29 protein-coding genes and 1 pseudogene are annotated in these 25,335 nt (G+C 48.8%); 10 read left to right on the top strand and 20 right to left on the bottom strand.

Going from position 1 to position 25,335, the window contains the following annotated elements; genetic code table 11:
* The first annotated feature begins 240 nt into the window (after positions 1-240).
* From H6B30_RS09865 to H6B30_RS09855, 3 genes are all read left to right on the top strand, one after another.
* The gene (locus tag H6B30_RS09865) at positions 241-696 is read left to right on the top strand and encodes a cyclophilin-like fold protein (RefSeq protein WP_205110115.1); all 456 of its coding nucleotides are present in this window, start codon (positions 241-243) and stop codon (positions 694-696) included.
* A 267-nt stretch (positions 697-963) separates the two neighbouring features.
* Positions 964-1,971 (top strand): aldo/keto reductase, encoded by a 1,008-nt coding sequence (locus tag H6B30_RS09860; protein WP_205110113.1) that lies wholly within the window; start codon positions 964-966, stop codon positions 1,969-1,971.
* A 10-nt stretch (positions 1,972-1,981) separates the two neighbouring features.
* Positions 1,982-2,803: an amidohydrolase family protein gene (locus H6B30_RS09855; RefSeq protein WP_205110111.1), complete on the top strand. Its 822-nt coding sequence runs from the start codon at positions 1,982-1,984 to the stop codon at positions 2,801-2,803.
* A gap of 240 nt (positions 2,804-3,043) precedes the next feature.
* On the opposite strand, the gene H6B30_RS09850 is transcribed toward H6B30_RS09855, so the two are convergent.
* The 4 genes from H6B30_RS09850 to H6B30_RS09835 all read right to left on the bottom strand — a co-directional run bounded on the left by H6B30_RS09850 (position 3,044) and on the right by H6B30_RS09835 (position 5,590).
* Positions 3,044-3,445, bottom strand: coding sequence for an FKBP-type peptidyl-prolyl cis-trans isomerase (locus H6B30_RS09850; RefSeq protein WP_205110109.1), 402 nt, complete (start codon positions 3,443-3,445; stop codon positions 3,044-3,046).
* A gap of 9 nt (positions 3,446-3,454) precedes the next feature.
* Entirely contained in the window at positions 3,455-4,516 is a 1,062-nt protein-coding gene (locus H6B30_RS09845; protein ID WP_205110107.1) for a glycerate kinase family protein, read from the bottom strand.
* Positions 4,517-4,529: 13 nt separating this feature from the next.
* Positions 4,530-4,811, bottom strand: a complete 282-nt coding sequence (locus tag H6B30_RS09840; RefSeq protein WP_205110105.1) for a DUF1294 domain-containing protein — start codon at positions 4,809-4,811, stop codon at positions 4,530-4,532.
* 239 nt (positions 4,812-5,050) lie between these two features.
* Positions 5,051-5,590, bottom strand: a complete 540-nt coding sequence (locus H6B30_RS09835) for a DUF4468 domain-containing protein (protein ID WP_338088979.1) — start codon at positions 5,588-5,590, stop codon at positions 5,051-5,053.
* Between the two features lie 27 nt (positions 5,591-5,617).
* Here H6B30_RS09835 and H6B30_RS09830 point away from each other — a divergent pair, with 27 nt between their 5' ends.
* Entirely contained in the window at positions 5,618-6,238 is a 621-nt protein-coding gene (locus tag H6B30_RS09830) for a DUF7281 domain-containing protein (RefSeq protein WP_239483857.1), read from the top strand.
* A gap of 36 nt (positions 6,239-6,274) precedes the next feature.
* On the opposite strand, the gene H6B30_RS09825 is transcribed toward H6B30_RS09830, so the two are convergent.
* The 3 genes from H6B30_RS09825 to H6B30_RS09815 all read right to left on the bottom strand — a co-directional run bounded on the left by H6B30_RS09825 (position 6,275) and on the right by H6B30_RS09815 (position 8,376).
* Positions 6,275-6,646 carry a hypothetical protein gene (locus H6B30_RS09825; RefSeq protein WP_205110103.1) on the bottom strand — a complete coding sequence of 124 codons (372 nt, stop codon included), beginning with the start codon at positions 6,644-6,646 and terminating at the stop codon, positions 6,275-6,277.
* Between the two features lie 90 nt (positions 6,647-6,736).
* Positions 6,737-8,032 carry an LPD3 domain-containing protein gene (locus H6B30_RS09820; protein WP_205110101.1) on the bottom strand — a complete coding sequence of 432 codons (1,296 nt, stop codon included), beginning with the start codon at positions 8,030-8,032 and terminating at the stop codon, positions 6,737-6,739.
* Complete coding sequence (locus tag H6B30_RS09815) at positions 8,029-8,376, bottom strand: phage portal protein family protein (RefSeq protein WP_205110099.1); 348 nt, start codon at positions 8,374-8,376, stop codon at positions 8,029-8,031. Before H6B30_RS09815 ends, H6B30_RS09820 begins: the two co-directional genes overlap by 4 nt.
* A 241-nt stretch (positions 8,377-8,617) precedes the next feature.
* Here H6B30_RS09815 and H6B30_RS09810 point away from each other — a divergent pair, with 241 nt between their 5' ends.
* The 4 genes and pseudogenes from H6B30_RS09810 to H6B30_RS16810 all read left to right on the top strand — a co-directional run.
* A complete protein-coding gene (locus H6B30_RS09810; RefSeq protein WP_205110097.1) occupies positions 8,618-9,022 on the top strand; it encodes a DUF2141 domain-containing protein in 405 nt (134 codons plus the stop codon).
* A 4-nt stretch (positions 9,023-9,026) separates the two neighbouring features.
* Positions 9,027-9,641, top strand: a complete 615-nt coding sequence (locus tag H6B30_RS09805; RefSeq protein ID WP_205110095.1) for a hypothetical protein — start codon at positions 9,027-9,029, stop codon at positions 9,639-9,641.
* Complete coding sequence (locus H6B30_RS09800) at positions 9,635-9,919, top strand: winged helix-turn-helix domain-containing protein (RefSeq protein WP_205110093.1); 285 nt, start codon at positions 9,635-9,637, stop codon at positions 9,917-9,919. Before H6B30_RS09805 ends, H6B30_RS09800 begins: the two co-directional genes overlap by 7 nt.
* A 205-nt stretch (positions 9,920-10,124) precedes the next feature.
* Positions 10,125-10,262, top strand: a pseudogene (locus tag H6B30_RS16810) (IS982 family transposase); the annotation flags it as partial.
* Positions 10,263-10,512: 250 nt separating this feature from the next.
* Here H6B30_RS16810 and H6B30_RS09795 read toward each other — a convergent pair.
* The 11 genes from H6B30_RS09795 to H6B30_RS09745 form a co-directional block, all read right to left on the bottom strand.
* On the bottom strand, positions 10,513-10,902 hold the full coding sequence (locus H6B30_RS09795) for a hypothetical protein (RefSeq protein WP_205110091.1): 390 nt from the start codon (positions 10,900-10,902) through the stop codon (positions 10,513-10,515).
* Between the two features lie 80 nt (positions 10,903-10,982).
* The gene (locus H6B30_RS09790) at positions 10,983-11,744 is read right to left on the bottom strand and encodes a hypothetical protein (protein WP_205110089.1); all 762 of its coding nucleotides are present in this window, start codon (positions 11,742-11,744) and stop codon (positions 10,983-10,985) included.
* A gap of 48 nt (positions 11,745-11,792) precedes the next feature.
* Positions 11,793-12,305 (bottom strand): hypothetical protein, encoded by a 513-nt coding sequence (locus tag H6B30_RS09785; RefSeq protein ID WP_205110087.1) that lies wholly within the window; start codon positions 12,303-12,305, stop codon positions 11,793-11,795.
* On the bottom strand, positions 12,306-12,719 hold the full coding sequence (locus tag H6B30_RS09780; RefSeq protein ID WP_205110085.1) for a hypothetical protein: 414 nt from the start codon (positions 12,717-12,719) through the stop codon (positions 12,306-12,308).
* A 397-nt stretch (positions 12,720-13,116) separates the two neighbouring features.
* Positions 13,117-13,440, bottom strand: a complete 324-nt coding sequence (locus H6B30_RS09775; RefSeq protein ID WP_205110083.1) for a hypothetical protein — start codon at positions 13,438-13,440, stop codon at positions 13,117-13,119.
* Between the two features lie 112 nt (positions 13,441-13,552).
* A complete protein-coding gene (locus H6B30_RS09770) occupies positions 13,553-14,032 on the bottom strand; it encodes a hypothetical protein (protein WP_205110081.1) in 480 nt (159 codons plus the stop codon).
* Between the two features lie 17 nt (positions 14,033-14,049).
* Positions 14,050-15,528 carry an ATP-binding cassette domain-containing protein gene (locus H6B30_RS09765; protein WP_205110079.1) on the bottom strand — a complete coding sequence of 493 codons (1,479 nt, stop codon included), beginning with the start codon at positions 15,526-15,528 and terminating at the stop codon, positions 14,050-14,052.
* Positions 15,513-16,073 carry a crossover junction endodeoxyribonuclease RuvC gene (ruvC, locus tag H6B30_RS09760; protein ID WP_205110071.1) on the bottom strand — a complete coding sequence of 187 codons (561 nt, stop codon included), beginning with the start codon at positions 16,071-16,073 and terminating at the stop codon, positions 15,513-15,515. The genes H6B30_RS09765 and ruvC overlap by 16 nt, the downstream gene beginning before the upstream one ends.
* 94 nt (positions 16,074-16,167) lie before the next feature.
* A complete protein-coding gene (locus tag H6B30_RS09755; protein ID WP_205110069.1) occupies positions 16,168-16,815 on the bottom strand; it encodes an MBL fold metallo-hydrolase in 648 nt (215 codons plus the stop codon).
* An 11-nt stretch (positions 16,816-16,826) separates the two neighbouring features.
* Positions 16,827-17,447 (bottom strand): 16S rRNA (guanine(527)-N(7))-methyltransferase RsmG, encoded by a 621-nt coding sequence (rsmG, locus tag H6B30_RS09750; RefSeq protein ID WP_205110067.1) that lies wholly within the window; start codon positions 17,445-17,447, stop codon positions 16,827-16,829.
* Between the two features lie 4 nt (positions 17,448-17,451).
* A complete protein-coding gene (locus tag H6B30_RS09745; RefSeq protein ID WP_205110065.1) occupies positions 17,452-18,222 on the bottom strand; it encodes a DUF3298 domain-containing protein in 771 nt (256 codons plus the stop codon).
* A 599-nt stretch (positions 18,223-18,821) separates the two neighbouring features.
* Between H6B30_RS09745 and H6B30_RS09740 the strand changes: the two genes are divergently transcribed.
* Positions 18,822-19,400, top strand: coding sequence for a manganese efflux pump MntP (locus tag H6B30_RS09740; protein WP_205110063.1), 579 nt, complete (start codon positions 18,822-18,824; stop codon positions 19,398-19,400).
* A gap of 349 nt (positions 19,401-19,749) precedes the next feature.
* Positions 19,750-20,784: a YeiH family protein gene (locus H6B30_RS09735; RefSeq protein WP_239483856.1), complete on the top strand. Its 1,035-nt coding sequence runs from the start codon at positions 19,750-19,752 to the stop codon at positions 20,782-20,784.
* Positions 20,785-21,112: 328 nt separating this feature from the next.
* Here H6B30_RS09735 and H6B30_RS09730 read toward each other — a convergent pair whose 3' ends face one another.
* Both H6B30_RS09730 and H6B30_RS09725 read right to left on the bottom strand, forming a co-directional pair.
* Complete coding sequence (locus H6B30_RS09730; RefSeq protein WP_205110061.1) at positions 21,113-22,831, bottom strand: AAA family ATPase; 1,719 nt, start codon at positions 22,829-22,831, stop codon at positions 21,113-21,115.
* Positions 22,832-22,848: 17 nt separating this feature from the next.
* Positions 22,849-25,329 carry a transglycosylase domain-containing protein gene (locus tag H6B30_RS09725; RefSeq protein ID WP_239483845.1) on the bottom strand — a complete coding sequence of 827 codons (2,481 nt, stop codon included), beginning with the start codon at positions 25,327-25,329 and terminating at the stop codon, positions 22,849-22,851.
* Between the last annotated feature and the right edge of the window lie 6 nt (positions 25,330-25,335).

Below are 25,335 nucleotides of genomic sequence, written 5' to 3'. Positions count from 1 at the left end.
AACGGATTATTGGACTCATTTAAACTTTTTGCGACTTCAGCCCGAGTAATGTTTTCGTGGCTGTTTCTTTGCCGGAAAGAAGAGCGTAGCGGGCTACGTGACGAATGACGGGGAAGAAACTGACCGAAAAGAACCTCGGAATGAGGCAAAAAAAACTTTTCGGAGAAAGTTTAAGTGGGTTCATTGGCTTCCTTGCCATGTAAAAATGGTGGAGCCGGAAAACAGAATCAAATATATAATATGAAAGTCAGGAAAGTCGTACAACTGTTGACTTGTATGTTGGTATCATTACCGATATTCGGGCAATCAAATGAAAATGACAATAGTATGAAAACAAATTCAATCAGACTGACCATCAAAGGCGGCGAGACATTCACAGCCACTTTGGTGGATAATTCGTCAGCTGACGCTTTGATGGCGTTGCTGTCTAAAGGAGACGTAACCGTGGAAATGGAGGATTACGGTAACATGGAAAAAGTTGGGCCGCTTGGCACAAACCTCCCCCGCAATGACAGGCAGACAACAACAGGGCCCGGTGACATCATTCTTTACCAGGGAAAGTATCTGGTGATTTATTATTCTACCAATTCGTGGAACTTTACCCGGGTTGGGCGGATAGACAATGCGGACGGCACACGGTTGAAATCAGCGTTGGGAAATGGCAATGTGACGGTTACACTCTCATCGAATGATTAGCTGTGCCCACAGGTTTGAACAATCCGGAGCCGACGCTTTGAAAATTCGTCAATAGGCTGAATGTGTTTGGCAATGTAAACAATGTGGCAGTTGACCTATGGCGTCACTTTGGTATGCGCGATATACGGAAATGATGTTGATTGCCGTGTGGTGTATCATCTGCCATATACAGTAAACACGTTTGTTTTATCCGTAAATGGGATGTGTGATTTTCCATGATATCCCTTTACTTTTGCAATAAGGAAACAACTTAAAGTTATTATTGTTATGAAAAAGAGAATATTGGGCAAGCAGGGATTGGAGGTTTCGGCAGTAGGGCTTGGATGCATGGGGTTTACGCAGAGCTATCCGCCATATCCCGACAGGAAGGAAGCCATAGCTACCTTGCGTGAAGCAGTGGAGTTGGGTGTTGCGTTCTTTGATACGGCAGAGGTCTACAGCGCGTTCAAGAATGAAGAGTTGGTGGGCGAAGCACTGGAACCGGTACGCGACAAGGTGGTCATCGCCACAAAATTCGGCTACGACCTGGTGAACATGCCCGACCTCAATACATCGGCACGTCCCGTAAGCCTGTCGAGCAAGCCTGCCACCATCCGCAAGGCGGTAGAGGGCTCGCTCCGACGCCTCCGTACCGACCACATCGACCTGTATTATCAGCATCGGGTGGACCCCGACACTCCTATAGAGGAGGTGGCTGATACGGTTGCCTCGCTCATCAAAGAGGGCAAGGTGTTGCATTGGGGATTGTCGGAAGCGGCACCCGCCACAGTGCGACGCGCCCATGCCGTCTGTCCGCTTACGGCCGTGCAGAGCGAATACTCCCTTTGGTATCGCCAGGTGGAAAATGAGCTGCTGCCCACGCTTGAGGAACTGGGCATAGGCTTCGTGCCGTTCAGTCCGCTGGGGAAAGCCATGCTGACAGGGCGCTTCGACCGCAACACTACGTTTGAAACGACGGATTTCCGTTCCACCATCCCGCGTTTCCAGCCCGAGAACATGCAACACAATGTGGCTTTGGTGGAATATGTGGAGGAGCTGGCTCGCAAGAAGGAAACGACTCCCGCACGTATTGCCATCGGCTGGCTGCTGGCACAAAAGCCGTGGATAGTTCCTATCCCAGGCACGAAACGGATAGAACGCATCAAAGAGAATATAGGAGGGGTAGACGTTTGTTTTACTGCTGAGGAACTGGCCGATATACGTCGGCATCTTGACAGCATTGAAATCATTGGCGCACGATATCCCGCCGACCAGGAAGCGCTGACCAACAAATAGGCTTATGCGAATGAAGCGAATCATAATTGGGCTGACAGCCTTAATGTCAAACATCATGGTTCATGCGCAGATGGCGGTAGATGTACATACGCACATCATACTGTCGGAATACAAGGAACTTTTGCGTAGGCATGGCGCAGAGCTTGAGGAAACGTTCCCGCTGCCCGAATGGGAGGCAGAAAACCATATTTCCTTCATGGACAGCGCTGGTATTGGTTGCGCCGTATTGACCATGCCTGCCCCGCAACCGTATTACGGCGATGGTGTGGAGAGTGCTGCCTGCATACGTCATGTTAACGAGGTGGCGGCGGAAACAAAGGAAAAGCACCCGGGACGTTTCTTGTTCTGTGCCGCCCTTCCTTTGCCTGATGTGGATGCTGCCATACGTGAGGCCATCTATGCGCTTGGCACCTTGCGTGCCGACGGCATCAAGCTGGCAACCAACAGCCGCGGGCAGTATCTGGGAGACCCGGAGCTTGACCCGTTGATGGAGGTGTTGAATGAACGCCATGCCGTAGTCATTGTCCATCCTCACCGGCCCACTCCCTACCCGGAAAACATCATCCGCATCACACCACTTGCCATGTACGAGTATCCCGCGGAAACCACTCGTGCCATAGTGAATATGCTGTCGCGGAACGTTCTGGTGCGCTATCCGAACCTGAGGGTTGTCGTGCCGCATTGCGGTTCGTTCCTGCCGCTTGCCATCCCACGCATGAAATCAATTCTTCCGGCAGTGGTTGGTAACGGGTATATGCAGCCTGTAGATTGGGAAGGAAACCTGTCGCGACTCTATTATGACCTTGCTGGCAATCCCTCTCGGCTGGATTGAGTTTGTTGCTCGCATTGGCTTTGCGGCTTTACCAACAATTGATAGGCCGTCGGACGTTCGTTATGACATTCCTAAAATGCATTCCGAACGCCCGCTCTTGTTGTCGTCAGATTGGCTGCCGACTTTGCTTTGCAGTAGTTCGAAGCGCCTTATACAAAGTCGGCAGTCATTCCAGACGACAAAAACCAGTATTTGTTTATTGGGCAAACATATTATCATTGGCTCCCTGGTGGCGATTGTCTATGCTATCCCCAACAACTCTATCTCAAAGATGAGCGTGCTGCCACCGGGGATGCCAGGCTGTGAAAACTTGCCGTAGCCCATCTCCGACGGGATATACACCTCCCATTTGTCGGCCACACACATATACTGCATGGCTATGATCCACCCTTCGATGAGGTCACAAAGGCGTACAGCGAGTGGAGCACCGCCACGGCTGGAGTCAAACTGCTTGCCATCGATTGTGCGCCCCGTATAGTGAGCTGTCACAATGCTTCTTGGAGAGGGGTGAACGCCATCGTTCTTTCCTTCTGCCAATACTTTATAGTAGATTCCCTTTGGGAGCGCTTTCACTCCTTCCTCTTGTGATTTCTCTTCCAGCCAACGCTTGTTGGCTGCCGCGTATTCTCTTTTGTTTGCCATAGTCTTTGTTTATTGTTTCACTGTTTCTGCCCATCGTCGTATATTGTCTTTTGCCACGTCGGGGTTCATTGCCTCGTCCATGTCCATTCCTTCTGGCGTTATGCCTACCGCTTTTGTAAAGCCGGCAGCAAGCAGGCGTTCTTTGTCTTTTGCTTGCCCGGCAACAAGCCATACGGGTATTTTATGTTTCTTTGCCCTTTGCAGTATGCGTTCAGGTAGTTTGCCCATCAACGTCTGCCCATCGGCACGGCCCTCGCCCGTGATGATGACGTCGGCGTCGGCAATGAGTCGGTCAAAGTCAATGATGTCGAGTAGGAGGTCGGCTCCCGACACGGCCTTCCCGCCAAAATATTGCATGAAAGCATAGCCCAACCCGCCAGCAGCCCCTGCCCCTGGCGCGTTTGAACGGTCGAAGCCGAAGTGGCGGTATGAAAAACCGGCAAAGCGCTGCGCTCTCTCATCAAGCTTGGCAATCATTTCTTCGTTTGCCCCTTTTTGTTTCGCAAAGACCTGCGCGGCCCCATTCTCACCGTAAAGCGGATTGCGGACATCGGAGGCAAGCGTGAATTTGCAATCCTTCAATGTGTGTTTAATCACCCGGTCTATCGTTTCTCCTTTTGCAAAGATATCGGTCATTGCCTTCAACATGCCAATGCCTACATCGCTTGTTCCGCTTCCTCCAAGACCGATGATGAAGTTTTGAGCGCCCTGCTTCACGGCATGCGCCACGAGTTCGCCCACACCGTAGGTGGTTGCCACCATCGGGTTACGCTCTTCTTCCGTCATCAGGGTCAGTCCGCAAGCCCTTGAAGTCTCAATTATTGCAGTTCCGTCATTAGCTATGCCATATTGTGCCGTGATGGGGCGCATGAGCGGGTCGTGCACCTGTGCCTCCACTATATTGCCATGCATTGCCTCCGTGAATGCTTCGAGCATTCCTTCGCCACCATCCGACATTGTAATGGAAACCACTTCTGCACCATATTTATACAGCGAGCGTGCCAAGGCTTCCTCAACCTCAGCAGACGACAGGCTGCCTTTGAATGAGTCTATTGCCAATATGTATTTCATGCTTTCCGCAATTTCAGTGAAATCTTATGTAAATATATACGGCTAAGACCACTTGCAGATTGATAATCAATGGCACACCGTACTTGAATTTATTGTGCATCGTCTTGTGGTACCATGTTCTCATGCCGATAAAAGCGCCAATGCTGCCACCCAAAACCGCAAGCGTGAGCAGCGTGGACTCGGGGATGCGCCACTTGGAACGCCTTGCCTTCCACTTGTCAATGCCATATACAAAGAAGGTTGCGATGTTGATGGCAATGAGATATATTGTAAGTATGATATGAATTTCGTTCATGATGATAATGCAAAGTTACGGAATTGGCTTGACTTCACGAAATCTTATAACATTCATTATATATTAAGATATATGATCTTGTTTTATCATATCATTCTATTCAGGCGCGATGTAACCCAGGCAAGCTCCATGCTGCATTGTGGGCGGTGTCATGGCAGGCGGCAAAAACAAAAAGAAAGGGAGGTGCATACTCATGGCATGCATCTCCCTGATTATGTAAAGCGTTAGCGTTTACGGTTCTACCAGTCGCTCCCTTCGTTGCCGGAGAGTCCGTTCGTTATGCACTCTTCAATCTTGTCCATCACCACATTTGAGTAAGCGTGAGCCATGACAAGGGCCTTGCATGAGGTTTTCTTGTGAGAGTCTTTCTTTGCAAAGGGGAAACATTTGTCTATAGCCCAGTTCTCATCAGTTTGAGTCTGGCGGCTATTGCCGCCGCCCAGGGCACTCATCCATCCGCCGCCGATGGTGCGTACAACCTTGTAGTAAGGTACGGTGTAGGTGACACGGACTCTTTCGTCCTTTATGTCACACTTGATTACAGGACTGATGCTGACGTTGTAGGCGCTGGTGCCTCCTGCATGCTGTGCAATGTCGGCAACATGGCCCTGTGCGATGATGGTGCCCAATGCCTTGTCGTTCAACTTTATGACCGCATTTGCGTCGTTGAAGGTCGCAGTAAACCAATAGTTAAGCAGTACATAAAGATTGTCTTTGGTCTTCCCCGGAGCCTCAATCACGTGTACATAAGTGATGGCGTTGTTCTTGTCGAGCGTCACTTGTGCACTTACGATTCCCGTGCTTTAATGGCAACGGAAACAGGAAACTCCAAACTTGTTATGATTCGTTCCTGCCCTGGGTTTCCTGTAAACAGTTATGAACGTGTCGAGTGTTTCCTTGGTGGAGAACCATTCCCGGTAAATCCGCAAGAAGGAAGCTTCCTCTTTGTCTCAGATTGGAAGAAATTTACAATTCCCGAAGATGTCGTAGTAATTGGTGTCGAGAATATGGAAAATTTCAGTATGATCCGTAGGCAGCGCAGATTCTTTGAGGAGTATCTTCATGCTCATGGACTTTCAGACAAAGTGCTGTTTGTATCCCGGTATCCTCAGTCGACCGACCTTAGAAGATGGCTGTGCACTATTTCCAACCATTATCTTCACTTCGGCGACTTTGATCTGGCTGGAATCAGCATATTTCTCTTTGAGTTTCGGCAATATTTAGGCAAAGAGCGTTCTTCCTATTTAATACCGGATGATATTGAATCCCGTTTGAAGTCTGGTTCTCGTAAAAGATATGATGAACAGTGTGAACATTTTAAGGATATCAAATCAGATATACTTGAATTGCAAAGGTTAATAGAATTAATTCATAAAGAAAGAAAAGCATATGACCAGGAAGGTTACATCTGTTGTAATCATAAGTAGAAACAGATAAGTATTTAGGTGTAAAACCAGCAATAGTTATTTATGACTATTTATTCCTAAAAATCTCTTTTCTACTGGCCGCGTATGGCACGGGTATGTGACGGTGACCTCTCCCGGTGCGGTCTGCTCGTACTGGAGGTAGCGCATGAGGTGGTCGCGCCGTGAAGTCAGCGGCGTGTATTTTGCGTCAGGTTCGCCGCCCTGCTGCCTTCGCGTCTTTTTCCAGGGATGCAGTCCGTTGTCTCGCCATCCGGCATCGCGGAAGTTCTGCCGGAAATGGTTTACGGCCGTTATGCCGACCTTACGCGGCAGCCGGTCGCGCACCTCCTTTTCAATGTCGTCTTTTGCCTTTCTGACCAATTTTTCTATGTCTTTTGCCTCCATGGCAGTAATATTTTGTCCGTTCATGCTTGTTGTTGAGAATAAATTGCTATCTTTGTAGCGGAAAAGTTCCTTGTCTATGCTGGATTGTAGTTCCAGCCGTGACTTGGGACTTTTTCATTTTCTCAGCGATTTCAATATATTGGCACTGTCTGAAATGCTGTAGAGGATAGTATTCCCGTCTGTGTATTCTTTCACAATAATCCAAGTTTTATCGCCACGTATTGATGTCTCAAAGAGATGGATAGTAACATTCCCATCTGTTTTGTCGTTTCCTGGTCCCAAGTACTTTGATTGTTTTAGAACGTCGTCGATATATAGAAGCATCCTGTTTTTCTCAGCATAATGTATATGCGGCTGGTTGGTCCATTCGTCTATACTTCGCCTTGAGACAGTAATCTTGCCATTAAAGTCAGGGTGAGAGAGAGATGCACCCTGGAGCGTTTGCCTTGCCGCTTTCTTTATATCCTTTATCTCCCCTTTTTCAGTACCATACAGGCATCCGTCAATGAAGGGGCAGTTGTAGCAGTCCTTTTGGCGGTTGGTGAAGCCTCCGAGGATGCGGTTCTTGATGTTGGCCTTACGGTAGAAGCCGCACTTGGCGCACGATTCAGGGAAATACGGGTGATTGTCGCTGAAGGTGCGTCCGTCGCGCCCGGTGTTGTTTTCCAGTCCGCGCTGCGGCCTGAGCCCGTCGAATTCCGCCTTGAGTTCCGGCGTTGCCGGTTCGTCGGTCTGCTCGAGGGAGCATTTGCAGTTCCAGCGGTCGCCCGGATGATGTTCGTTCCAAAACGGGTCGCCGACAGGCAGCGTGAGGCGTAGTTCCCAAAAGGCGCGGTGCGAGCTTTCGGGTGTTGGCGACGTGGTAGGCATCCAGCGCAGGTTTGGCATCACGTCCTTGTCGCGTTCGAACCTTCGCCAGTCGGCGGCGTTATGGGCGCGTATGAGTGCCGTGTCGTACTCCGTGCGCAGCCATGCCCCGACATGGTGCGACGTGATGGGGGCCACTTCCTCCGCCCATTTGCCGAACGGCTTGAGCTTGCCGTCCGCGCCGATGAGCCTGGATGCCATTAGCCGCCCCATGTTGTGCACCTTGAACGCGGCGAAAACCTCGTTGGAATGCCTCAGCGCGGCATAGAAGCCTGTTTCGTGGGTAGGCGGCGCCCCGGCTTCGGCAAGCCCCTCCACCGTGGCGGAGTTGACGATGCGCAAGACCTCGCGCCACATGGCCGGCTCGACCCCGGCGGCCGTATCGAATCCCCGATATACCTTGCGCATGAACGCGGCCAGCACATCGGCGGAGAAAGAAAAGGAAGCCCCTGCCGACCTCCCATGTGGGGAGGGGAAGTGGGGATGGCAGCAGGAGCAGTGCCCCTCGCCATAATACAGGCCGTCAATGTCTTGGACTGTCAAGCCCCGGGATGCTCCGGGGCGATGCCGAAAAAACCGTTCAAACGCTGCTTGAATGATTTTTGACTGGCATTCCGGGAAGGCCGGGAGTCTTGGGATGGCAGAGAAGCCAAGGCCTTGCGTGCGGCTTCCTTTTCGGCCTGTTTCTCAGCCTTGAGCTGTTCGTAGTTGTCGGGCTTCTTGACACAGAACGTATCATAGAGATCGTCGTCATCGATGGGCAGCCCCATGGAAGAGAGCTTCTGCACGATGTCTATTTGCTGCGACGGGTTGACCTTGTCCTTCTTGGCATAGACGAACTCCCCTCCCTCGACGTTGAAGCCGAGCGACGCGAAAACCGGGCGCATATATTCCAAGCTATAGATATGAAAAGGGCTTTTTCTATATTGAGATAATGATTGTCGCGCTCTTTTGGGAGATTAATTCATCGAAATCACGCCTAATTCAATATTACGTCAAAAAACTCATCATATAATTTGGTTTATAAAATAAATCTATTTATATTTGTGCAAGAATTGATATGGATAATGTTTCCATTTCTTTCGTCTGTCGACAGGTTGTAGTATAAATCAGTTAAAATTAAAGTGTATGAAAAAGTTATTATCCATCGTGGTCATGATGTTCTCAATAGTGGGAGTGCGACCACTATTTGCTCAAACAGCCAAGTCTGTTTCCTTTAGAATTTCGAATATTCCGAATAAGCAAGGAAAAGTGCTACTTGCAACAGCCAATGGCAAGCATTACGGTATGGCGGAGGCTTCCGATAGTGTTGTTACAATTTGTCTGAATGAGTTTCCTCTTGGAAAGCAGGCCATCTATGTTTTCCATGATGCAAACGGCAACTTCAAAATGGACATGTCCGATGACAAGTTGCCAATCGAGTTTTGTGCTGTACAGAATGTGCAGATAACCGAAGATGGCCAAACTTTCGAGATTAAGTTAGTTGATGTGCGTAAAAAACATGCCAATAATAATCAACCTATAAATCATTAATGAAATGAAGGAAAAAGAATTTACCGAGCAAGACAGTTTAGAACTGATTACTCAAATGATTCAGCAGAGCAAGCGAAACATGAAAGTTGGTAACGGTAATATCTTGCTCTGCTATGGTTATCCTGCAGTCATATTGTCAGTTGTTGTGTATTTTCTTGTACATACAACCGGTAATTCCGTATGGGCTGCTCTTTGGTTTCTCATGTTTACTCCTTCATTATGGATTGCATTTCGGAAGAAAAAAGATGTTAGTGTCATCACCCACATGGACAAAGCTATTAACAGCACTTGGCGCATTTTGGGACAACTCTTTTTCCTAACAGTGATTGGCCTGGCCTTGTTTGGATATCTGGCAGGGAAATGCAATTTTGGACTCATGTTGCCTTTGTCATTGTTGTATGCAGGCATTGGTGTAGCCATTACCGGAATCATTTCAGATTTTAAGCTGATGGTATATTCTCCATTGGTAGCCTTTGCCATTTCTATATATATGCTGGCATCTATGGTTACCGGCAAGGAGGTGTCTGATTGGTGGAACTTGTTGTTTGGTGTATCATTTTTAGTGATGATGATAATACCTGGTCATTCGCTTAATCGTAAAATGTTAACGTCATGCTGAAGGAACTGAATCCGATTATTCATTCCCAACTAAGGTTGGCTATAATGACATTGCTGGTCTCGGTAGAGGAAGCGGATTTCAGCTACTTGAAAGAGCAGACCAATGCCACATCTGGCAATATCAGTGTGCAGTTGGATAAATTAAGCAATGCCGGATATATTCAGATAACAAAAGGATTTGTGGGAAAAAAGACGCGTACAACCTGTCGCCTCACTGAGCAAGGGAAGTTGGCAATGGAAGAGTATATTGCGACGCTCAAGTCCTATTTGAATCTGTAGCGCTTAACCAAGAAGGAGTATCGTTATGCCGTCGAAGGCGAACGGTACTCCTTTTATTTTAAATGTGGCAATCTTCTTTATTTGTGTGCGTACGCACTTATTGAACGCATCTATACATTTCATTTTATATGTAACAATCAAGGTAAACGAAGTAACTTGATTTGAAGTCCATATAAATAATAGAGTTGGAAATAGTCAATTGCTAATATTGCATTCAAGACATCGTTCATTTGACAATTTCGTCGTCAACTTACTAGCAGGGTTGGATGCTTACAGCTTATTTATCAAGAAACCATGCATACAAGTGAAAAGAAGAAAAGGCACCCTATTATCACTCTTCTAAATTCATCGAACTCACGTTATCATAGGAAGAGATAACCACTCGCTTTAGGAAGATAGAAAAGGAGCATCGCAGGACTTCCGTAGGCTTCGGGCTATTATTATTGCAAAGTTCCAAAGCTACGTGGACTATAATGCCGAGTTGGTGGAGCTGATGAAGCGCAAGTTTGGCGTGGAATTGATACAAACAAAAGGGAGCGCATCATATTTTGGATGCCCCCCTATGCTCATTGATTATTTCGCAACATCAAATATTATAGTTCCATTTTATAAAGCACGATGCTATCAGACTTTACATAGAATATTGGTGCAATATTATTACTAATTTTTATGGAGTCCTTTGAATACGGCGTTAAGTTAAGCATACAAATATTATATTCTGTTTCGCTACTCAATATAATTTGGTCGCCTTCCTGTAAAAATACATACTTTCCTATACTTATAAGACCAACGGTATTACTAACCTCTACCACTATTTCACCAGTCATTGGAGTTCGTCTATTCTCAATCCACTGCATAGAAATAGTTATGATACTATCATTGCATAGTAGTTGAGTTGAGAAAACTTCGTTGGTATAGTTATATTTATTCGCACAACTGACGAAAACCATCATAGGAAATAGCAAGAATATAATATATCTCATAAACCAACAGTTGTTTTTTTTGCCACGTTTTATCATTCGCCCTTTAAGTGACAGAGCGTTTATTGTATTGTAGACAATGGCTATTTCAGGATTTCCTTTGTGAATAGTCCACCTTTACGTATTATGTACAATCCGTTTGACGGTTTATCTATGCGCTGTCCGTTTATTGAATAATACTCTGTCGTGCCATCGTTTCCATTTTGCATACCATGTCGGCTAATTGCACTGATGTTTGATTTCTCAATAGAGATGTCGTCTAAAATTATGCTAATTGGTGAGCCTTCGTGAGCGATGGCACTAAGTTTCATTTGTGCCCTTTGTGCTCCATTTGCATCTATGTCCAAAGAAATTTCGCGCCATCCTGGTTCTTCTCCTTCGAGACTCATAGAGGTGAATACCTGTTCCCATTCTCCGTCATCGCGATTTACGTAAGCTTGCAATTCGTTTTTCGAGCCGTCATCAGGTATGAAATATAGCCATAATTTTATTGTTATGTTATTGAGGCTATTGACATTAATGTGCGGCGACACCAAACTCTCTGTCTGTCCGTCTGTTGAGTATCCGTAAAACTTGCAGCAGGCCATGCCTTCGCCTTCCGTTTTAGGAAATACTGAAATGTAATCGTCATTAGGGAAATAGTAAATTGACGTTTGGCTCAGGAAATCCCAGGCTTCATAAGTGTATGCTTCATCGCTCTGTGTAGTCCCTGTTCTCCATCCTTTATGTTGCAGATTTCCTTTAGCAAATGTTTCGTAAAACGGCATGCCTGATGGTTTACCAATACTTATTGTTTCTGATTTGGCTGCATTGAGCGATTGTCCTGCACTGTTTTCAGCAATCAATTTGTATCTGATGGAATGTTCCTCGTCAAATTCAGGAGTGTCAATATACTACAATTCTTTTATGCCTTGACCAACAATTTCTTCTGTATCGTCTGAATATATGCGCGACAGTGTGTATGTTGTGTTATTGAGGTCATAGTTTCCTCCGCGGCCTCCCAAAGCAGGAGCCTCCCATGTTACTATTGCACCATCGCCTTGTCTGCGGCATTGCAAATTTTGTGGACTTCCCGGATAGTCAAGACCTATGTACACATTGGCTTCTGAGAAATCTCCTTTTCCTTCTTTTCCAACAAATGGCACGGCTCGGAAAGAATAAGCCTTGTCGAAGTCCAATCCCTCCAGTCGCCAAGAATATGTTTGGCCCGGAGTGACATTTTCTATGGTGTGTACATCAGAGTATTCAAACATGCCTTCATATTTATATAGGTGTATGCTCAGTTGATTGCCATCAAGAGACTCTCCTGTCTCTGCACTCTCTGGGGCTGTGAATGTGAAGTCAACAAAATTTGATTTGTGGTTGGGTACGCTTGCTGTAAACGACGTTAGGCTTTTAGGTGTCAATCATGTATATAGTTGGAGATATGACTGCTGACTGTGTAAATCGTCCACGAACACAGTGATAGAGTATTCATATTGCCTGTCGACTTCAATGTTGTTGTCAACGAATGCAATTACTGCCCCCGGCTTTGGTGAGTTTATTCGGCCCAGTTCTTCATCCGGCCATTCTTCACCAGGAAAATGCCTCTTGATTGTGATGTATGAAATATGTGTCAGGTCATACTGCACATACGTGTCCCAATCATACTCTGTTTGAGTTGGGGCTTCGGCTGTAATTGTTACAGTCTTCTCAGATGCGTTGTAAACGGCTTCTTGGTTTCTGACTCTTTCGGGGTTGAGCTTTTGTTCTTGGGCAAAAGAAGGCATGCTAAACAATATAGTAACTAACATGGCCATGATGGAGTGCAATTTGTTCATATTAATCGGAATTAAATGATATAAGTATCTGTTCGAAATTAATCGATACAATTGGGTCTTGCAGATGTCCTATATATCTTTGCCACCATCTTGTGTGCTCTTTCGGGCCGCATACCAAAGTCTCATCGGTCGCGTAGCCCGCTACGGTCTATTTTGGAACTTTGGCATGCATCTCCAAAATAGTGCACAATTTGATTGCAATTAATTTTGAACACCTACTTATTGCAAATATACGTATTTTATTTCATACGGTGCCTATCGGTTTCGTCGCATTTATAGCGTGAAGCAATAATTGCTAACAAGCAACAAGGTAATGTTTGATAGTGAACAATTGGCTATGGGCTTTGTTGCTATCAACTATGTTGGAAGCATCATTAACCTATCTGCACTTTTTGGATTAAGGCATGTTGTCATATGCTATGAGGCGCGGTTGCTGACTGACTAACATTAAAAACATAAATGCCGCAGGAGATGACAGCAGAAGGCAATTGGCTTGTGGTTTGAAAGTTGGTATTGAAAACAAAATGCGAATGCCTGTTAGTTTTTTAACAATGACCGACGAGGCAAAAATGGTCATCGGTATGTAGGCCCGCGTCGATTTTTTGTTATCGGCATACCGATACAGGCCCATGTTACCGATGGAGGTTGGCTGCTCAATGGTAGGATGGGCGTGCCTCACGCTGCGGCTGGCGGCGTCAGCCTTTGCCTTTCCATACGCCACGTTGAAAATTATTTTGTGTTCTTCGCTGTGCTGTTTATCAGACTGTTGGTTCCTCGACGGCCATGCTTCACTCATTGGAAAATGCCAGAGAGTGAGGCATGGCCCAAGTTTATTACTGTTGCCGGCTTTCTATTGCTACAAGTGCCTTGCGCCAGTCGGTGTCTAATGAGAATCGGGTGGGGCTTGCTGCATTAGAGTAATAACTCAGTGTCAGTTCGGTGTCAGTATCGTTGAAAAGCGGATTTGAGTATGACGCATCCATAAATTGCTTTATCATCTCAATCTGTTGTTTTTCGGGTTTGTCATTGCTTTCGAGTATGTTTTTTATGAAATGGTTTACAAAGCTGTTCATGGCATAAGCCTGCCTGTCCAAGAAAGCAGTGGTGGAGTCGGGCATTTGCTCCCTCATCTTCATCATCAGGTAATCCAGGGCGTCGAGCTTAAACTGATTGATTTGCCTGATTAGTCCGTTTGAATCAGAATTTTCTACCTCGGCCTTGGCCTTATCCCTTATTTCGTTGTAAACGCTTTGAGCGTTGCTGCCAACATTCATGCATAGCAAAGCAACTATTGATAATATCAGCTTCTTCATGAAACGTTGTTTTTATGTTATACTTTTCTCTCTAATGTCAGTGTGTGGTCAATGCATGGTGGAAGCTCCTCCATATAGTGCGTAACCATTATCAGGGTTTTGTTTTTACGCCGGCAGAAAGTTTCTATTATGTCTTTCACTCTCTGCCTGTTGCCGTCGTCGAGCCCGTGCAATGGCTCGTCGAGCACCAATAGTTCCGGGTCTTTCACGAATGCTCTGGCAAGCAAGGCCAGGCGTTGCTGTCCGCTGGACAGCTTGAGGAACGGCCTGTCTTCGCATCCCTGCAAACCGAACACCCACATCCACCACCTGCAATTGTCCAACTCGGCTTCGGTGGGCTTGCTGTATAGGCCCACAGACTCTTTCATGCCGCTCGCAACAATATTTATTGTGGGCAAGTTTTTCTTGTAAGCCCGGTGCATCTCGGGAGACACGTAGCCGATATGGCGCTTTATGTCCCAGATGCTTTCGCCCGAGCCACGCCTGTTGCCGAAAAGTGAGATGTCGCAGGCGTAGCTCTGAGGGTTGTCGGCGCATACCAGCGAAAGCAGAGTGCTCTTGCCAGACCCGTTCTTTCCGGTTACAGCCCAGTGCTCGCCGTTGCGCACCAGCCAGTCGAGGCCGTCAAGGATTGTGCGCGAGCCGTATCGTATGCTCACATCTTTCATTCTCACAACCTCGTCTGCCGAATGCTCCGATGCCCTGTAAGGGTGCTGTAGCAGAGCTTGCTCGACCGTCCGTGGCAAACGGACGACCGAAAGGTTGCAGCTGCTTGCGAAGACGCTTCTTTCTACTTTTGCCTTCACCTCCATGCCTGCCACGTTGACAACATGGGTGATGTACGGTGGTATTTCATTGTATTTTGCCAGTACCAGTATCAGTTGCAGCTCACCGTCGTGGCACAGCTCGCCCAACAAACCGTCAAGCTGCCCACGGGCAGTGGCGTCGAGCCCTATGAATGGATTGTCGATTATAAGCACGCGCGGCATAGCCAACAGCGCCTTTATTATCTGAATCTTGCGCAACTCGCCGCTCGACAGTAGTATTATGTGCTTGTCGAGCGTGTGCTCAATGTCGAACATGTCATACAGATGGGCTTGCCACGACCGTGCTCTTTGGGCGTCGGCCCCGGCCTGTTGCATAGCGCTGTCGAGTATTTGCCTTGCTGTGGGCGTGCTCTCGTCAATCTCCTGTTGGTTCCAACGCTGCTGCAGGTAATATGTTGAGTCATTTTCGCCATAGGAGTCGGTAAACTGTATGTACTTGATGTTGTCCGAAACGAGCGGCTTGCTGCCTGGGCCGAAATCGTAGGTGGGGTTGTCGCCCAACAAAGGATGGCTTCCGGTAAGCATGTCGACAAACATAGTCTTGCCTCCGCCGTTGGGCCCGACGATGGCAATGTTTTCTCCCTCGAGAAGCTCAAAGCTTACAGGCGAGGCCAGCCGCCATTCCGGCAGGCGCGCAACACCATTGTTTATGGCTATGAGTTTTTGCATATTCTTTCCTGGTTCTTGTTGACAAAGTCTTTCCATCCCCTGTAGTGGGCCTGCGATACAGGCCTGTTAAGTTGCAGGAAATGGCAGTATGCTGCCCCAAGGGCATCGGTGGCATCCATGAAATCGCACATGTCGCGTTCGTTAATCTTGAGTATGCGCTGCAGCATTGCCGCCACTTGCTCCTTCGAGGCCTGCCCCTGGCCCGTGATGGCCATCTTTATCTTCATCGGTGCATACTCGTGTATGGGTACGCCGTGGCGTATGGCGGCAGCTATTGCCGTTCCCTGTGCCCTGCCGAGCTTGAGCATCGACTGCACGTTTTTGCCGAAGAAAGGGGCTTCGATGGCCATTTCGTCGGGCAGGTACGAATCAATTATCCCCGTCACGCGTTCGTAAATATGGCCTAATTTCATATATGCGTCACTAAACTTGCGTAAGTCTATGACGCCCATGGTGATCATTTGTGCCTTGTTGTCCAAGACTTTTAGCACGCCATATCCCATGAGATTAGTTCCGGGGTCAATCCCAAGTATGATTTTCTCCATGACAATGCAAATGTACAATAAATGGCAGGGCGGAGCAAGTTGTTGTGGTTAAAGAATCCAAATTGCCGTGGCTGCCATGCTCCATCTGGTTTCCTTATTTCAGGTATGGGTTCGACCTCAACTCGTCGGCCATCGTTGTTTGCGGCCCGTGGCCCGGCAATATGGTCGTTTCGGCAGGGAGTTGCTGGCTGACATGCATCAGGCTCGACATTATGTCGGCATAGCTGCCTTGCCAGAGGTCGGTTCGGCCAATGCTCATCTGGAAAAGCGTGTCGCCCGAAAACGCCACCTTTTCTTCCTCGCAGTAGAAGAATACCGAGCCGGGCGTATGGCCTGGCGTATGCAGCATGGTGAACTTATGGTTGCCAAACTCCACTGTGTCGTCGTCGGCAAGCAGGCGGCCGACGGCCGGGATGCTTTCGTTGTCCATCTTATAGTTGCATAAAGCCATGGCCTGTTCGGCCATCCTGTCCATAAGGCCCGAGTCTTTTGAGTGTATTTCTGGTTGCAAGCCAAAGGCAGAAAATATGGTGTCGTTGCCGAAATTATGGTCTATGTGGCCATGGGTGGCAATGAGGTGTACGGGGGTGAGGCCGTTGTCACGAATGTAGTTGACCACGGCTTGGCGCTCTTCGGGGTAGAACGCGCCACAGTCTACTATCACGGCCTCGCCGGTAGAGTCGCTAACAATGTAGCAATTCTCTTGAAACGGGTTTACTACAAAACGCTGTATGTTAAGCATAAGCCATCAGTTTAAATTGGTACGTATATGACATTTTTCCCCTTAAACCATTCTTCGTCAAACCAGTTGCTGATGGGTGTCACCTCAGCTATGTGGCGGTAGGGGTATACCTCCTGCTGTATGTCGCCGCCTTTCAGGCATATTAGTCCGTTAGGCAGGGCGTTGCGCTGTTTCTTGGAAATGTTTTTTGTGATTATTTTCATCAAGTCGGGCAACTGCATCACGGCCCGGCTGACAACGAAATCGTATTTGCCGTTTTCCATCTCGCCGCGCAGTTGCATTGCGGTGCAGTTTTTCAGTCCAATGGCCTTGGCCACCTCCTGTACCACCAGGATTTTTTTGCCGGTGCCGTCAATCAGCTTGAAGTTGCACTCAGGAAACATTATGGCAAGCGGCACTCCCGGAAATCCGCCACCCGTGCCTATGTCTAGTATGGTCGTTCCGGGGCGGAAGTTTGCCACCTTGGCTATTGAAAGAGAGTGGAGTATGTGGTGTTCGTATAAGTTTTCAATGTCTTTGCGCGAAATCACGTTAATCTTTGCGTTCCATTCTGAATATAATGCTCCGAGGGCCTCCAGCTGTTTGCGTTGGGTTTCCGTGAGCCCAGGAAAGTATTTAAGTATTTCTTCCATAAACTTATTTTTTTAGTAAATTGTCGATGTCGTCGTAGCCGATTGTAAGTTCTGTTGTTCCCGTTTCATAGGGGGCTATCTCGTAGATGTTGTAAACAAAGGTAATGGCGTCGTTGCCGAGTATGAAGTTGGTAGAGACATGCATGTCCGACGAGCAAAGATAGCCTTTGTCGCGCAGCGCGTCGATGTCGGCAGCCCCGGCCTTTTCCTTTAATGCCTGCAGCAGAAGGTCGGTCAGCTGCCTTTCATATCCCGGTACGAAGACGTCGGCCAGCCTTATTGCGTTGCCTGTAGAACAGTCGAAATTGGTCACAGTCTGGGTCTTGATGCTGTGGGCTCCCCCCTCAAAATATTCCCTTGTGGCTATGTAAGCCACTGTCCCCGCTTTTTCGTGGCGCACTTCGGTGCCCAGCTTATACCAATACTCATACCAAGGGCGTTTTGAAGGGTCAGAGCGGTCTACCTTGTAGAAGGGTGTCAGGTAGTCAACATAGTCGTGCGTGTATGACGATGCAAACGAGTCGGCTGCCTGCCTGAGGCTCAAACCTTGCATGTCGAACAGCATGGCTGCTATCTGTTTGTTTATCTTTATCCCTACAGAGTCGTCGGCTGAAGCATAAGCCACAGTCATGTCAATCTTGCACGCCGGTGCATCTGGCGCTTTGTCGAGAGGGGCCGACATGCTGACTTCAAATTCACTGAAGTCGACATCGGCCTTTTCTTCATTGCCGCAAGACGCCCAGAGACACGACGCGGCAAGCAGGCTCAGTGCCACGGCTTTCGCGGCTTGTTTTTTTATAGTGTATGTTAGCATGTGGTGTAATTATGTCTAATGGAATGCAAACTTACTAAAAATGGGCGAGAAAATGCAATTTAGCGCCGGGAATCTTGCATTGCGTTGGTCGAAGAGGTCGCGGTTCACCCCAAATGGATAGTAGACTATGGTTCTGTTCGGTCGGTGTGTTACTGCTGTGGCACTTTGGCACAAATAGGTTGGCAAGTCGCTTAGTGTCGTATTTTGCACCTGATATGTACTTTCAAAACTTCCACCGCCACATGCCGGCATGCTGTTTACCGCTTTGTGCATAGGCTGCAAGCCACTCTTTCGCCGTAGAATCCGGCCCATCAGCTCAGCAAATGAAAGCAACAGTCGGCGGCAAAAAATCCGTATTAAGGTTTAACGCCAGGCTGCTACCTTCCATTGTGTCAGGCAGATGTGCGGTTTGATGGCACGGGTTAGGACATGCTTTTGTGGCTGCAGCTTCGTTGCGGCAAAGGTGTCCAACTCATGTGGATAGCTAAAATGTATATGCCGAAACGGCAATTATAAAGAATTTTTGAGTAACTTTGCATTCGCTTTATGAATCAATGATTATGAGTCTGTTTGACATTTGCCTTCTGTCACTGGCCTTGGCTATGGATTGCTTTGCTGTGTCTATGGTCAGCGGGGTTATCATGCGGCGTTTCATTTTTTGTGTTACGATACGCATGGCTGTTTTCTTCGGGGCGTTTCAGGCATTCATGCCTTTCCTGGGATGGCTCGGCACGAATTATTTCAGCGACTATCTGCAGTCTGTCGACCATTGGATAGCATTCGGCCTGCTTGCCTTTCTTGGCGGAAAAATGATTAGAGACGCATTTGTGGAGGAAGAAGAATGCCACCATTTCAACCCGCGCAAGCTACGCACTCAGATTGTGCTCTCGGTCGCCACCAGCATTGATGCGCTGGCTGTGGGCATCTCGTTTGCCTGCCTTGGATACAAAAGCGCCGGACAGTTGGGAGTTCCGTTGCTCGTTATAGGCCTTTTCTCGTTTGTCATGGCCATCACAGGCAATGCGCTCGGGGTGAAGTTTGGCAAGGCAATAGCAAAGAAGCTGAAGCCCGAGTTGGTGGGAGGAGTGATATTGATGCTCATAGGAATAAAGATATTGGTAAGCCATCTGGCCGAATGAGCGTGTGGCCAGAGCGAGTGGGGCAGAGCACTCTTGCCGCGGGCACATTGCTCGATGTAGACTGCGGTACGCCATGGGAGTGGGATTAAATTTTGACAAAAGTATGTAATGTGGGGCTGCCTCTGCCATTTTGCATGGCAAAACGGCCCGTTTCTAAAAGCTATATGGCCTGTTTGGCGGCGTGATGGCGGCCGTTTTGAATGCCAATTGGCTCAGGCCTGCTAATGTGTTGTCTGTCAATGTAATTGGGATAACGGCATGATGCGAATGCCGATGGTAATTGATTATTACAAACAGTGGCATTGGTCATCTGTTAATCATTAATTTTCTTAACTAAATTCTTATCATTATGAAGTTATCAGAACAGAGAAGCAGTATGCTGCATGGCGTTTTGTTGATTGCGCTTTTTTCTTGTGCAGCTTTTTATATCGGTGACATGGACTTTGTCAAGGCCCTGTCGCTTAGTCCGATGATTGTCGGAATCATCCTCGGAATGCTCTATGCCAACAGCCTGAGAAACAACCTTCCGGATACATGGGTGCCCGGCATACAGTTCTGTTCAAAGCGCGTGCTGCGCATAGGCATCATATTCTACGGCTTCAGGCTTACGTTCCAGGATGTAACGGCGGTAGGCCTGCCGGCAATATTGGTCGACGCCCTCATCGTGGCCACGACCATTGGCGTGGGCATGGCTGTGGGGCGGCTCCTCAAGATGGACAGGGGCATAACCCTGCTCACATCCGTTGGCAGCTCCATCTGTGGCGCTGCGGCCGTATTGGGCACAGAATCTACTATAAGGATAAAGCCGTATAAGACGGCCGTGGCCGTGGCAACAGTCGTGATATTCGGCACATTGTCGATGTTTCTTTACCCGATAGCTTACCGTAGCGGGCTCATCGACCTGTCGCCGGAGGCAATGGGCATATTCACCGGGGCCACTGTCCACGAGGTTGCCCATGTGGTCGGGGCCGGAAACGCCATGGGCAAGGCTGTGGCAGACCCGGCCATCATCGTAAAGATGATAAGGGTGATGATGCTGGTGCCGGTTTTGTTTATCATAGGTTATTTCGTTGCGCGTGCTGCCGTGAATGGCACTGGCGACTCGAGCAGGGCAAAGATAGCTATACCATGGTTTGCGGTGCTCTTCCTTGTGGTCATCGGTTTCAACTCGTTCGACTTGCTTCCCGAAGCCGTTGTCGGCTTCATCAACACTCTCGACACATTCCTGCTTACAATGGCAATGACGGCTTTGGGAGCCGAGACGAGCATCGACAAATTCCGCAAAGCCGGTGCCAAGCCTTTTGTTCTTGCCCTCGTATTGTATGTCTGGCTTATTTTTGCCGGATATGGCATGGTGAAATATCTTGTGCCGGCAATTGTCTGACCCTTGCCCCTTTCCCGCAGACGGGCATGTTCAGGCGTCTGCAATGAGCCCGGCCGGTGCAGTTTGGGGCATTACGTCGGGCGGCGCCGTGGCCTGCACCCGTGGTGAGAGGGTGGTGGAAGGGCGGCGTGACAGTGTCGCGACAGCCAGCCGGTGGCTTTGGCCGCGCATGGTGCAGGAGCTACTGTAGCACTGCGAGTCGCCGTCTGCTCGCCCCCAAGTGGGCATGGCTTACAGGTCAATACGCATTGAGCCCCTTCTGGCATCTTGGTTGCCAGTAGGGGGCTCGGTGGTTGTGTGCCGTCAGCCGGTCGCCGAGGCACGTATTCTATTGCTTGCTCAATGCTTTTATCCTGCGCCGTGCTTCGTAAGCATCGGGATAGAGCTCAAGCGCTTTTCGGTAGTTGGCTATGGCGGCGTCGGTCATGTGCTCGTTCTCGCACTCCTTGCCGAGCATGGTGTATTCCACGGCCAGCTTCTTCATTTGTTCTTCCTTGCGGAGCAACTCATCCCTGAGACTGCCGTTTTCGGCCATGAGCGATGTTATTATGCTTAACTTGCGCCGTATGAGTCGTTTGGCTGCCGGTTTCTCTATGTCGTAACGGCTGTGGATGGCCTTGAAAAAGTTTGTTATGAAACCATCGAAGTCGTGGTCGTCGAAGGCTCTCACTGCCTCTCGGTACTCAATGTCGGCCTTGCTCTCGCTCAGTGCTTTAGCAAATATGCTGTTGTTGTTGTACTGTCGGGCAAAGCGCACCACTTCCGGCCTTACGAAAACGTCTTTTGGCTTGAGCGGTTCGGTAAGGCTGATGCCTTCAAGCGACGTGCAACGGCTCAGGGCTACATAGGCTTGGCCTCCGGCAAACACCCCTCCGGTGAAGTCGATGCTGACCTGCCTGAATGTCAGTCCCTGGCTTTTGTGTACGGTAATGGCCCATGCCAGTCGCATGGGGAACTGTCGGTAGACGCCAAGTTGCTGCTCTTCTATCTTCTGCTCCTTCTCGTTGAATGTGTAGCGTATGTTTTCCCATACGTCACGTTCAACGTCGTGCTCGTTGCCATCTTCAGTTATCACGCTTATTATTCCCTGTGTCTCGTCTATGGCGTCTATCACACCGAGCGTGCCGTTGACCCATCTCTTGTCTTTGTCGTTCTTGATGAATATTATCTGGGCACCTGGCTTCAAGTGCAATTCGATTGGGGTGGGGAGCGATGTTATTGGAAACTCGCCGCTCACCTCGCCATGGAATACTGTAGCCGCGCCTTCGAGCTTGCTGAGCTGTTGCTCGTTTATATAGTCTACGGTGTCGCGACGCGAGGCCAGGGTGATGGTCAGCGCATTGCCGTCGGATTGCAACTTGCGGCCCACCTGCCCGTTGAGTATCCTCAGTTCCCTTTCTCCGGCAGTGTTGTTGCGTATGTGGTCGAGTATGTCAATGAATGTCCTGTCGGTCTGCCTGTACACCTTTTTCAGTTCAATGCTAATCAGCTGCATCTCCCTGAAGACCTTGGCCGAGAAGAAATAGAACGATTCGTAAAACGGTTGCAGCAGCCTGCGGTCGTCTTCGGTTACTACGGGTTCCAGCTGGTAGATGTCGCCGACAAGCAATAGCTGCTTGCCCCCGAACGGTTCGCGCATGTTGCGGCAATATATCCGTAGCACCTTGTCTATGAAATCAATGATGTCTGCGCGCACCATGCTTATCTCGTCAATGATAATGAGGTCGATTTCGCGCAACAGTTTGCAATGGTCGCTGCTGTATTTTAGTGTCTTCCTTATGTTGCGGGTGTTGTATCTGTTGTCCGTCGGGATGAGTGGATGGAACGGCAGGCGGAAGAAACTGTGGAGAGTGCTGCCACCTGCATTGATGGCCGCAATGCCCGTTGGGGCAAGTACCACATGTTTCTTCTGGGTGTTCTGGGCAACATAGCGTAAAAATGTAGATTTACCCGTGCCCGCTTTGCCTGTCAGGAAAAGCGAGCGACGGGTTGTGTTGATGATGCGCAGTGCCGACTGCCATTCGCGATTGTTCAAGTCTAATTCCATTGGTTTGCCGTTACCAATCAAAAGTAGACGTCCTCGTATGATGGCTTTCTCTTGCCAGCTTCATTGTTGTGGCCGGTTTTGTTGCGCTGCTTGTCGTTGTGGGGCGCCGTTGGGTGCGTGCCACCGTGGTTGCGGCTTGTGTCACGGCTCACCGAGTTGATTTCTGGGTCGAGTGATATGGACACTCCGCTGATGGCAGCGCCTATGCTGTCGATGAGACTGGAGTCGGGATTTTCTTTCTTCCTGTAGTAGCTGCTACAGTTATACATCTCGTATTCAATCTCGTCGGTGGGCTTGGCAAACTTGCCGTGATACCGTTTGAAGGCCGGGTCGCCCAATAGCGACTCGAGGAAATTGCCGCATATTGGCAGTGCCGTGCGGCTGCCCTGGCCCAAGGCGCCGGTGCGGAAGTGTATGCTACGGTACTCGCCACCGACCCATGCTCCAACTACAATCTTTGGACTGACACCGACAAACCATGCGTCGGAGTGGTTGTTTGATGTGCCGGTCTTGCCTCCGAATTCCGTATCGTTGTATGCCCTGACATATCGCCACAGGCTCATGCTCGTGCCACCGGGTTCACGCAGGCCTCCGAGAAGCAATTGCTGCATGAGGAATGCGCTCTTGTAGGGTATGGCTTGGCGCTGTTCTGACGGCGCAACGTATATTTCATTGCCGTCGCGGTCGAGTATCCTTGTCACCAGCACAGGGTCGTGGGCCTTGCCGTCGTTAACGACGGTGCTGTATGCATTTACCAGTTCCAGCAGGTTGACGTCGCTTGAGCCCAATGCCAGCGATGGCGTGTTGTCCAGCGGGCTTTTTATTCCCATGGCGTGCGCTGTGTTTACAATGTTGTCAATGCCGACTTCTTGCCCGAGCTTCACTGCCACAGAGTTGATGCTTTGGGCAAAGGCTGCCTTCAGCGGCATAGAGTCGCCGGTGAAATAACCATTGGCGTTGGTAGGCGCCCACGTAACTTCTTTCTTCTTGAACTTGTCATACACGCGCATGCTGAAGTATTCGTCACGACGCTTGTCGCATGGCGTGAGGCCCTGGTTCATGGCTTCCGCATATACAAAAAGCTTGAACGTCGAGCCTGGCTGGCGCATGGCTGTTACCTTGTCATACTTCCATGTGTCGAAATCAATGTCGCCCACCCATGCCTTAACGTAGCCGGTGTTGGGCTCCATTGCCACAAAGCCGCAATGCATGAACCGCTCCATGTAGCGAATGGAGTCGAGAGTGCTCATCTCTTTCTCTATCGTGCCTTTGTCGTAATCAAACAGTTTCACTGTGTGCGGCTTGTTGAGCCAGTATGATATGGAGTCCGGCTCGTCGGCATATTTCTCTGACAGATACTTGTATACAGGCAGTTTCTTTGCAATGTCTTCTATGAAATTGGGAATCTCATTGTGGTTTTCATCCTGCCAGGGGTTTGTGTTGCCCCAGTGGTTGTCGAAGTTCCGCTGTACGACTTTCATTTGCTTGCGGGCTGCTTCCTCCGCATATTTCTGCATTTTTGTATCTATTGTCGTATAGATTTTCAGTCCGCTGTTGTATAGGTCATACCCGTTCTCCTTGCACCAGTCACGCAAGTAGTTTGCAATAGCCTCGCGGAAGTAGGTCGCCTGGCCGTCGTATGTGCTCTCAACGCTGTAGTTCAGCGTGATGGGCAAATTCTTCAGGGAGTCGTACTGGGCACTTGTCAAATCGCCGTGGACCACCATGTTGTTCATCACGGTGTTGCGCCTTCTGAGGCTGTTGTCCGGGTTTAGGCGTGGATTGTAATAAGTTGTTGCCTTCAGCATGCCCACAAGGACGGCCGCTTGCTCTGTGGTAAGCTCGGCGGGAGTGTTGCCGAAATATGTCTTGCAAGCCGTCTTGATGCCAAAAGCGTTCGAACCGAAGTCGACGGTATTGGCATACATGGTTAGAATTTCTTTTTTGGTGAATAGCTGTTCTATCTTTACGGCCGTAATCCACTCCTTGCTTTTCATGATGAGAATCTTCAGGCCGGGTATCTTTCCGAGCAATCCCGTGGAGTATTGCGTGCGCACCCTGAACATGTTCTTGGCCAATTGCTGCGTAATGGTCGATGCTCCCCTGGCGTCGTTGTGCAGGGCAAAGTCCTTGATTGCGGCGAAGACACCCTGGAAGTCTATTCCGAAATGTTTGTAAAAGCGTTCGTCTTCTGTGTCTACCAACGCCTTCCAGAACACCGGGTTAACGTCTTCGTATTCTACAGGAGTCCTGTTCTCGCTGAAGAATTTGCCTATCATCACGCTGTCGGCACTGTATATTTCTGTTGCTTGGTTGGTGATAGGATTCTTTATTGTGGCCATGTCTGGCGACTTGCCGAAGAGCCACAGGAAGTTTATGTCAACCGCAACTAAATACAAGATGAATGCCACAATGAAAGACATCAATGCCGATATGGTCTTGATATACCACGGTCTTCCTTTGTATAGGCTCTTGTACCAACGCCAAGCCTTGCCCATTGCATC

This window comes from Marseilla massiliensis (assembly GCF_016899955.1).
Taxonomy (GTDB): Bacteria; Bacteroidota; Bacteroidia; order Bacteroidales; family Bacteroidaceae; genus Prevotella; species Prevotella intestinigallinarum.
Note: the sequence above shows the minus strand (reverse complement) of the source record. Positions and strands in the feature narration are given on the sequence as shown.